The following is an 8,261-nucleotide window of genomic DNA, read 5'->3' as shown; positions in this document are numbered from 1 at the left end:
GCCGCGGCGGCAGACGGCTTGGGGGCCGTGGCCGGCTGGGGCGCGGCGGGCGGCGGCGCCTGCACGGTCAGCATCTGCGCGAAGCTCGGGCCGGCGCCGGCGCGCGGCGCGGCGGGCGGGGGCAGGGCGGGCAGGGCGGGCTTGTTCGCGTTGGCGGCGGCTTGCGGGCTCAGCATGGCTCAGGCGTGGGCGTGGAGGCTGCGGTGCAGATGGGCGCGGGCCGCGAATTCGTCGGCGATGCGCTGCTCGCGGCGGTCGGCGGCGGCCTTGGCCTCGGCCTCGCGGCGCTTGATGAGCTGGCGCAGCGCGGCCACGCGCATCTCGGCCTGGCGCAGCGCGTCGCGGGCGCGCTCCTCGCGCTGGTCGGCGTGCTGGGCGACGTGGCCCTGCGTGTCCACGGCCTGGTTCAGGCGCTGGCCGAAGCTCTGGTAGCAGGCGACGATGTCCATCGCCGTCGCGCGCGCGAACTGCTCCGTCCAGCGCTGCTGGTATTCCTGGCGGTAGCCGGACAGCTCGCCATGCTGGGCGCGCGCGGCCTGGGCCTGCGCGTTGGCCGCATGCAGGGCCTGGGCGGCGGCGTCGCGCTCGGCTTCGGCGCGTTCGAGCAGCAGGCTCAGCGTGGATGCACTCATTCAAAACTCCAGCGTGCGCACGGGCCGGCGACCCGGCGCTCAGTCGTTATCGGCGCGCCCGACCCGGGGGTTTAGGCGCCCTGGACCACGGCCTGCAATTGGCTGACGCTGGCGTGAAGAAGTGCCGGGCTGTGCATGTCCTGCTGCAGCAGCCGCGTCATGTCGGCATGCAGGCGCACGGCCAGATCCAGCTCGGGGTCCGCGCCCGGGGCGTAGGCGCCGAGCTGGATCAGGTCGCGGGCCTTGTTGTATTTCGCCAGAAGCTGGCGGAATCGACGCGCGGAATCGACCTGGTTTTGGGGTGCAACACTGGCCATCACCCGCGACACGGAGCGCTCGATGTCGATGGCCGGGTAGTGGCCGGCCTCGGCCAGCTCGCGGCTGAGCACGATATGGCCGTCCAGGATGCCGCGCGCCGCGTCGGCGATCGGGTCCTGCGGGTCGTCGCCCTCGGTCAGCACGGTGTAGAAGGCCGTGATCGAGCCCTCGCCGGGCAGGCCGTTGCCGCTGCGCTCGACGAGCTGGGGCAGCTTGGCGAAGCAGCTCGGCGGATAGCCCTTGGTGGCCGGCGGCTCGCCGATCGCGAGGGCGATCTCGCGCTGGGCCATCGCGTAGCGGGTCAGCGAGTCCATCAGCAGCAGCACGTGCCGCCCCTGGTCGCGGAAGTATTCGGCGATGGCCGTCGCGTAGTGGGCGCCCTGCATGCGCATCAGCGGTGGCGCGTCGGCCGGCGCGGCGACGACGACGCTGCGCTGGCGGCCCTCGTCGCCGAGGATGTCCTCGATGAATTCCTTGACCTCGCGGCCGCGCTCGCCGATGAGGCCGACGACGATGACGTCGGCCTGGGTGAAGCGCGCCATCATGCCCAGCAGCACCGACTTGCCGACGCCCGTGCCGGCGAACAGGCCCAGGCGCTGGCCGCGGCCAACGGTCAGCAGCGCGTTGATCGCGCGCACGCCGGTGTCCAGCGGCGTGCGCACGGGGTCGCGGTCCATCGCGTTGATGGGGCGGCGCACCATGGGCTCGTTGTGGATGTTGCCGAGTTCGCCGCCGCGGTCCAGCGGATGGCCGTGCGGGTCGACGACGCGGCCGAGCAGGCCGTCGCCCATCGGCAGGTGCAGGCCGCGGTCCTCGCCGCGGCGCCAGGGGTGCAGGGGCTGGCCCAGCTGCGGCGCCAGCGGCGGCAGGTGGCGCGGCACGACGGTGGCGCCACTGGACAGGCCCTGCACCTCGTCGGTGGGCATCAGATAGGCGCGGTCGCCCGAGAAGCCGACGACCTCGGCGTTCACCGGCGCCAGGCCGCGGCGCGGCGCATTGCCGCTGCTGGGCATCTGGATGCGGCAGACCGAGCCCAGCGGCACGCGGATGCCGGTGGCCTCCAGCACCAGGCCGGCCACGCGCACCAGCTTGCCCTGGGATTCCAGCGGCGCGGCATTGCCGGCCAGCGTCTCCAGGTCGGCCAGATAGCGCTGCCAGCGCTCGGTGAGTTCAGTCGTCATCACCGTCACCTTCGCGGCGGTCTTCCCAGATGGACTTCTGGCCGATCGCCGACACGGCCTGCTGCCAGCGCGCGGCCAGCGTCGCGTCGACGCTGGCGATGTCGGCATCGACCTTCACGCCGCCGCGCGGTACGTCCGGGTCGGGCACGAGCTGGGCCTCGCGGGCCTGCATCTCGTTGCCGGCGCCCGCCTGCACGAGGGGGTAGTCGTCGGGGTGCACGCGCACGCGCACATGGCGGGCCGACAGCTGCAGGGCCTCGACCGCGTCATGGGCGACGCGCGCGATCAGCTCGGGGCGCTGCTCGATCTCGCTGCGCACGACCTGGCGGGCCAGCTCGACGGCGATGCGCGCGACGGACTGGGCCATCTCGCCCTCCAGCGCCTGCAGCTCGGCATCGAAGGTCTTCACCAGCATGCCGAGCTGGGCGCTGATCTGCTGCGCGAAGCTGTGCTTGAACGCATCCAGCGCGGCCATGCCGTCGCGGTAGCCGTCCTGGTAGCCGGCCTGGCGCGCGGCGTGCAGCTGCTCGTGCAGATCGGGTTGCGGGGCCGGCGCGGGCGGCTCCGCCGGTGCCGTGGCGGCGGGCGCGGGCGTCGCGGGCATGCCCGGGCGCATCGGCGCGAACGGCGACGGCGCGGTGTCGCCCAGGTTGTCGAGGTTCCAGGCCTTGGCGCCCTGGACTTCCTCGCCGGGGATGAAGCGCGCATAGCTGCCGCGGCGCTCGCCCTCGCGGCGGTCGGGCGGCGGCACCTGCCGCGGCGGTTGACGACTGGTGGCCATGTCGAATTTCAAATGCAACCACAGAGGCACAGAGACACAGAGAAACAGCCAAGCGTCTTGGCTTTGAATTCCTCTGTGTCTCTGTGCCTCTGTGGTTGCATTTCAGTCATTCGCGGTTCACACAAACTGGTCGTCACCGCCGCCGGCGAGCACGATCTGGCCTTCGTCGACGAGGCGGCGCACGATCTTGAGCATTTCCTTCTGCTCGGCCTCGACCTCGGACAGGCGCACCGGGCCGCGGGTCTCGAGGTCCTCGCGCAGCGTCTCGGCGGCGCGGGTGGACATGTTGCGGAAGATCTTCTCGCGCAGCTCGGGGCCGGCGCCCTTGAGCGCGACGACGAGGCTCTCGGTCTGCACTTCCTTCAGCACGGCCTGGATGCCCTTGTCGTCGATCTTGTTCACGTCGTCGAACGTGAACATGTTGTCCATGATCTTCTGGGCCAGGTCGGCGTCCGCCTCGCGCACATAGTCCAGCACCGAGGCCTCGACGCTGGAGCCCATCATGTTGATGATCTCGGCCGCCGTCTTGGCGCCGCCCAGCGAGCTCTTCTTCATGCGCTCGCCGCCGGCCAGGATCTGGCTCATGACCTCGTTGAGGTCCTTCAGCGCGGTCGGCTGGATGCCGTCCAGCGTCGCGATGCGGATCAGCACCTCGTTGCGGCCGCGCTCGGTGAAGAGCTTGAGCACCGAGGCGGTCTGGTCGAAGTCCAGGTGGGCCAGGATGGCCGCGATGATCTGCGGGTGCTCGTTGCGCAGCAGCTCGGCCACGCTGGCGGCGTCCATCCACTTCAGGCTCTCGATGGAGGAGACGTCGCTGCCCTGCAGGATGCGGTCGAGCAGCAGGTTGGCCTTGTCCTCGCCGAGGGCCTTGCGCAGCACGGCGCGCACGTATTCGTCGGTGTCGGTGACCAGGGTGCTCTGGGTCTCGGCGACGGCGTCGAACTTGTCGAGCACGGTCTCGACCTGGGCGCGCTTGATGACCTTGAGCTTGGCGATGGTCTCGCCCAGCGCCTGCACTTCCTTGGGCGACAGATGCTTGAAGACCTCGCTGGCCTCTTCCTCGCCCAGCGACATCAACAGGATTGCGGCGTTCTCTATGCCCTTGTCGTCCATGGTTCAGCTCTGAATCAGATCGTCTCTCCGGCCATCCAGTCGCGCACGATGTTGGCGACGGCGACCGGATTGTCGCGTGCCAGCGCGCGGGCGCGGTCCAGCTTTTCGCTGCGCACCGGGGCTTCGAGCTTGGGCATGCCGTCGGGGCCGGGCAGCAGTTCGGCGTCGTCCACGATCTCGTCCACGGTCTCGGGCTTCTCGGGCGGGGGCGGCGGGGCGGCGGCCTTGATGGCCGGGCGGATCATGCCGAACACCGCGATCAGCGCGATCAGCACGCAGGCCGCGGGCACGAGGGCGCTGCGCAGCAGGTCGGTCAGCCAGGGCTGCTTCCACAGCGGCAGGTCGGCGGGCTCGGTCTTGTCGACGACGAAGGGCGCGCTGACGACCTTGACCGAATCGCCGCGTTCGCTGCTGAAGCCCATGGCCTCCTTGACGAGCTCGGTCAGGCGGGTGATCTCCTCGTCCGGCACGGGCTGGGTCGTCGTCTTGCCCTTCGCGTCGGTCACCGTGCGCTGGTTGACGACGATGGCCGCGCTGAGCCGCTTGACGTTGCCGACCGCGCCGCGCGTGACGCGCACCGTCTTGTCGAGCTCGTAGTTGGTGACCTGCTCGCGGCGGTTGCCGTTCGTGCCGGCGCTGCCCTGGGCGGCCTGCAGCGGCGCGCTGGCGCCGTTGACGGGGGCCGTGGCCGGCACCGGCGGCTGGTTGGTGGCTGCGCCCGGCACGCCGGTGGGCTGGGCGGCGTTGGCATTGGTCTGCTCGCTGCTCTGGCTGGAGCGCACCGAGGCCTGGGTGTTGGCGCCCTGGTTGGGGCGGTATTCCTCGGCGGTGGCCTCGGTCTGCGAGAAGTCGACGTCGGCCGTCACCGTGGCGCGCAGGTTGTCGCGGCCGACGACGGGCTCCAGCAGTTCGAGGATGCGCTTGTTGTAGCCGGCCTCGACCTGCTGCTTGTACTGCAGCTGCTGGCTGTCCAGGCCGGTGGCGCCGTCGGCGCCGGCCTGGGAGAGCAGGGCGCCGGTCTGGTCGAGCACGCTGACGGCCTTGGGCGACAGCTCGGGCACGCTGCTGGACACGAGGTGGACGATGCCGGCGATCTGGGCGCGATCCAGCGTGCGGCCGCCGCGCAGCGTCAGCATCACGCTGGCGCTGGGCTTCTGCTGCTCGCGGAAGAAGCCGTTCTGCTGCGGGATGGCCAGGTGCACGCGCGCGTCGGCCACGTCGGACATGGCCGTGATGGTGCGCGTCAGCTCGCCCTCGAGGGCGCGCTGGAAGTTCAGCCTCTCGTTGAACTGGGTCTGGCCGATGCTGGACTTGTCCATCAGCTCGAAGCCGACCGTCCCGCCGCTGCCGCCTCCACTTGATTTGGGCAGGCCTTGCGCCGCGAGCTTCATGCGCAGCTCGTAGACCTGGCCGGCCGGCACGAGGATGGTGCCGCCGGCCTCGTGCTTGTAGGGCACGTTCATCGCGGCGAGCTGGCCGATGACGGCACCGCCGTCCTTGTCGGCCAGGCCGGTGAACAGCGGGCGGTAGTCGCCCTGGCTGGACCACAGCGTGATGGCCAGCACCGCGCCGGCCAGGGCCAGCAGGCCTGCGCCCATGGCCAGCTTGCTGCGCAGCGGCAGGCCGTTGATGCGCTGGACGAGGTTGGGCGCCTCGACGGGGGCGACCATCACCGGGGCTGCTGCTGCGGGGGCGCTCAGGGCTGTGTCCATGGAGGCGGCAAGGAACGGGAGGGGCCGGGAATCGGCCGATGGCGCAAATTATTCGTGCCGCCCCCCTCAAGAAAGCGTCGAAGTGGCCGACCGCGCCCGCGCATCTCCAGGCTTCGCGCCCGCGGCTTGCTGCCAAAGTGCCGCTCCATGGACATGAAGCTGCGCCCCTTCGACTTCGCCCAGGCCGCCGCGCGCGCGGGCCTGGCGGTCAACGGCCAGCCGCTTGCGCCCAAGCCGGCCGCCCCGGCGGGCGCGAGCTTCGGCGACGCGATGACGCAGGCGCTGAAGAACGTCAGCGCCCAGCAGAACGAGGCGACGCGGCTGCAGCGCGAGGTGCAGCTCGACAACCCCACCGTCAGCCTCGAAGAGACCATGGTCTCGATGCAGAAGGCCCAGATCGGCTTCCAGGCCACGCTGCAGGTGCGCAACCGCCTGGTCTCGGCCTATTCCGAGATCATGAACATGCAGATCTGAGCCTTGGGCTCGGCCCCGTCGGGCCTCTCGCTCAGCATCCGCTGCGCGAGTCGGCGCCGCAGATCTGTGGCCGGCCGAGTGGCCCCAGGTCCAGGTAGAGCTGCTGGTTCTGGTCGTTGGAGATGCCGATGCGCGTCCAGCCCTGGGCTCGGCCCAGGCCGGCTTCGAAGGTGACGCCGCGGCCGGCCTGCAGCAGCGTGCCCTTGTGCTCGTGCGCGTCGATGCCGCCGAGCTCGCAGCGCGGCTGGCCGGTGACGCAGTCGCAGGCGGACTGGCGGCTCGAACCCCAGCACCATTGCCGGCCGCTCTGGAAGCTCATGTAGACGCTGCGCCCCTCCTCGACGCTGAGGGTGCGGGCATGGCGCAGATCCTGCTCCAGCAGCTCGGCGACGTGGCGCAGGCGCTGGCGGGCCAGGTAGTGGGAATAGCTGGGCACGGCCGCGGCCAGGATGATGGCCAGCACGGCCATCGTGAAGACGGCCTCCAGCAATGTGAAGCCCGATGTCCGGCGGGACTTTTTCATAGGTCCAGCTTCAGCAGGCGGCGGCGCTTCTGCGTCTGGTCCACATAGACCTGCAGCGAGCGGCCGGCCGCGGCGTCGAGGTCGACGAAGGCGCAGCCGAGCTGGCGCGTGCCGGTGGCGTCGCCACTGATCGGGCTGTCGTGATGAGGCAGCAGGGCCACGCGCAGCGCGGTGAGGCGGTCCAGCTCCAGCACCAGGTCGGCGGCGACATGGCCGATCGGCAGCGGGGCCGGGTCCGCGTCGGTGGGCAGGGCCAGAGCCAGGCCGCCGATGCTGATGTCCAGCACGCGCAGCGCGCGCCCGGGCTGGGCACCGCCCGGCACGAGGACGCGCGGATAGACGCTGCCGGCCGGCTGCACGCGGAAGGACTGGCGGCGCTGGAAGCGGTAGAGCCGCGTCGGCAGCGTCGTGCGCAGCACGGCGCCCTGCTCGCCGCTGACGATGACGGGGGCTTCGAGCTCGAACTGCAGCTTGATCGTGCCGAGGTAGGCGACGGCGGTGATCTCGCCGCCGGCCACCAGGGCCTGGCTGATGCCTTCGGGATCGGTGCCGATTTCAAGGCCGAGCAGATCGGCCGCGGGGTCCAGCGCGACGATGCGGCTGGACAGGCTCGCACCGGGCGGCCCGCTGAGCGTCAGGCCAGCGCCTTCACGCTGCAGCTGCTGCAGGTAGGCGGTGATTTCGGCGGGGGAGGAAACGCGCAGCTCTTCGGGTGCGGTCTGTGTTGGGGCGGACATGCGGACGATGGTAGTGCAGCCATGCCGGTCAGGCCGGCGCTTCGCCATACACGCGTGGCCGCCGCGGGCGGGTCAGGCTGTCTTGTCGATGTGGTTGCCCAGTGTCGACGTGGGTGGGAACGTCGGCCGCTGCTTGGCGGCCGCTTCCAGCTCGGCCGTGAGCCGGCTCAACCAAGGGAAGCGGGGGACGATCGGCTGCTGCGTGAACTGGTCAATCTGGACAGTCAGGGTCGTGGTGAGCTCGGTCTTGCGCGCCAGGGAGGTTGCGTCCGGGATCGAATTGCTACGTGCATCCAAGTAATCCACCTTGTAGGAGGTGCCGGCTCCCACTCCGTTGATGCTGTTCATCAGAATCCCCTTCAGCCCAAATTGAAGGTCTCTCACGGCCCTATCGGCAGTTTGGCAAAGAACTTTAGGCCCCGAAACGTGACAAGCATCACGCTCGGGGGCCGGCGATTGTAGTTCTGCGCGACGTGGGCGAGCGGCCGTGTCAGTGCATCAGCTTGGTGTTGCCGGCCAATACGCGGTCGAGATCTTCGAGCCAGGGCTCGGCGAGATGGCGAATCTCGGCGTCGTTGATCAGGATGCGCTGCATGATGCGCGCCTTCAGCGTGGATTCGCCGGGGGCGAGCGACCCCTGATTTGCGGCGGCCTTGAGCTGGCAGATCAGCAGCACGCAGGCGCCCTCCAGCCGGACCACTTCATCCCAATTGCCGTTGCGGGCCGCCGACAGCATGTCGGCACTGGCCCGTTCGATCGCTTCGTAGTAGTTGAGCAGGGGGGCGTCCAT

General features: G+C 70.4%; 10 protein-coding genes. 1 reads left to right on the top strand and 9 read right to left on the bottom strand.

Features of this window, described 5'->3' with window-relative positions; translation table 11 throughout:
• Positions 1-179 precede the first annotated feature (179 nt).
• From fliJ to fliF, 5 genes are all read right to left on the bottom strand, one after another.
• Positions 180-632 carry a flagellar export protein FliJ gene (gene fliJ, locus NYP07_RS17825; protein ID WP_268152840.1) on the bottom strand — a complete coding sequence of 151 codons (453 nt, stop codon included), beginning with the start codon at positions 630-632 and terminating at the stop codon, positions 180-182.
• A gap of 71 nt (positions 633-703) precedes the next feature.
• A complete protein-coding gene (fliI, locus tag NYP07_RS17820; RefSeq protein WP_268152838.1) occupies positions 704-2,131 on the bottom strand; it encodes a flagellar protein export ATPase FliI in 1,428 nt (475 codons plus the stop codon).
• Positions 2,121-2,912: a FliH/SctL family protein gene (locus NYP07_RS17815; RefSeq protein ID WP_268152836.1), complete on the bottom strand. Its 792-nt coding sequence runs from the start codon at positions 2,910-2,912 to the stop codon at positions 2,121-2,123. Before NYP07_RS17815 ends, fliI begins: the two co-directional genes overlap by 11 nt.
• Before the next feature lie 117 nt (positions 2,913-3,029).
• A complete protein-coding gene (fliG, locus tag NYP07_RS17810) occupies positions 3,030-4,025 on the bottom strand; it encodes a flagellar motor switch protein FliG (protein ID WP_268152834.1) in 996 nt (331 codons plus the stop codon).
• 14 nt (positions 4,026-4,039) lie between these two features.
• Positions 4,040-5,737: a flagellar basal-body MS-ring/collar protein FliF gene (fliF, locus tag NYP07_RS17805; protein WP_268152832.1), complete on the bottom strand. Its 1,698-nt coding sequence runs from the start codon at positions 5,735-5,737 to the stop codon at positions 4,040-4,042.
• Positions 5,738-5,884: 147 nt separating this feature from the next.
• Between fliF and fliE the strand changes: the two genes are divergently transcribed.
• Positions 5,885-6,211: a flagellar hook-basal body complex protein FliE gene (gene fliE / locus NYP07_RS17800; RefSeq protein WP_268152830.1), complete on the top strand. Its 327-nt coding sequence runs from the start codon at positions 5,885-5,887 to the stop codon at positions 6,209-6,211.
• Positions 6,212-6,242: 31 nt separating this feature from the next.
• Here the strand turns inward: fliE and NYP07_RS17795 are convergent, their stop codons facing one another.
• The 4 genes from NYP07_RS17795 to NYP07_RS17780 form a co-directional block, all read right to left on the bottom strand.
• Positions 6,243-6,734: a pilus assembly FimT family protein gene (locus NYP07_RS17795; RefSeq protein ID WP_268152828.1), complete on the bottom strand. Its 492-nt coding sequence runs from the start codon at positions 6,732-6,734 to the stop codon at positions 6,243-6,245.
• Positions 6,731-7,471 carry a flagellar brake protein gene (locus NYP07_RS17790; protein WP_268152826.1) on the bottom strand — a complete coding sequence of 247 codons (741 nt, stop codon included), beginning with the start codon at positions 7,469-7,471 and terminating at the stop codon, positions 6,731-6,733. The genes NYP07_RS17795 and NYP07_RS17790 overlap by 4 nt, the downstream gene beginning before the upstream one ends.
• A gap of 72 nt (positions 7,472-7,543) precedes the next feature.
• Positions 7,544-7,819 carry a hypothetical protein gene (locus NYP07_RS17785; protein ID WP_268152824.1) on the bottom strand — a complete coding sequence of 92 codons (276 nt, stop codon included), beginning with the start codon at positions 7,817-7,819 and terminating at the stop codon, positions 7,544-7,546.
• Between the two features lie 142 nt (positions 7,820-7,961).
• The gene (locus NYP07_RS17780; RefSeq protein WP_268152822.1) at positions 7,962-8,261 is read right to left on the bottom strand and encodes a flagellar protein FliT; all 300 of its coding nucleotides are present in this window, start codon (positions 8,259-8,261) and stop codon (positions 7,962-7,964) included.

The sequence above is a fragment of the Pelomonas aquatica genome (assembly GCF_026712205.1).
GTDB lineage: Bacteria > Pseudomonadota > Gammaproteobacteria > Burkholderiales > Burkholderiaceae_C > Pelomonas > Pelomonas aquatica.
This window is presented reverse-complemented; position numbering and strand designations above follow the sequence as displayed.

Coding starts and splice junctions, on each gene's coding strand:
- NYP07_RS17815 (WP_268152836.1), bottom strand. CDS start 2,912: ATGGCCACCAGTCGTCAACCGCCGCGGCAGGTGCCGCCGCCCGACCGC.
- fliF (WP_268152832.1), bottom strand. CDS start 5,737: ATGGACACAGCCCTGAGCGCCCCCGCAGCAGCAGCCCCGGTGATGGTC.
- NYP07_RS17785 (WP_268152824.1), bottom strand. CDS start 7,819: ATGAACAGCATCAACGGAGTGGGAGCCGGCACCTCCTACAAGGTGGAT.
- fliJ (WP_268152840.1), bottom strand. CDS start 632: ATGAGTGCATCCACGCTGAGCCTGCTGCTCGAACGCGCCGAAGCCGAG.
- NYP07_RS17780 (WP_268152822.1), bottom strand. CDS start 8,261: ATGGACGCCCCCCTGCTCAACTACTACGAAGCGATCGAACGGGCCAGT.
- fliG (WP_268152834.1), bottom strand. CDS start 4,025: ATGGACGACAAGGGCATAGAGAACGCCGCAATCCTGTTGATGTCGCTG.
- NYP07_RS17790 (WP_268152826.1), bottom strand. CDS start 7,471: ATGTCCGCCCCAACACAGACCGCACCCGAAGAGCTGCGCGTTTCCTCC.
- fliI (WP_268152838.1), bottom strand. CDS start 2,131: ATGACGACTGAACTCACCGAGCGCTGGCAGCGCTATCTGGCCGACCTG.
- fliE (WP_268152830.1), top strand. CDS start 5,885: ATGGACATGAAGCTGCGCCCCTTCGACTTCGCCCAGGCCGCCGCGCGC.
- NYP07_RS17795 (WP_268152828.1), bottom strand. CDS start 6,734: ATGAAAAAGTCCCGCCGGACATCGGGCTTCACATTGCTGGAGGCCGTC.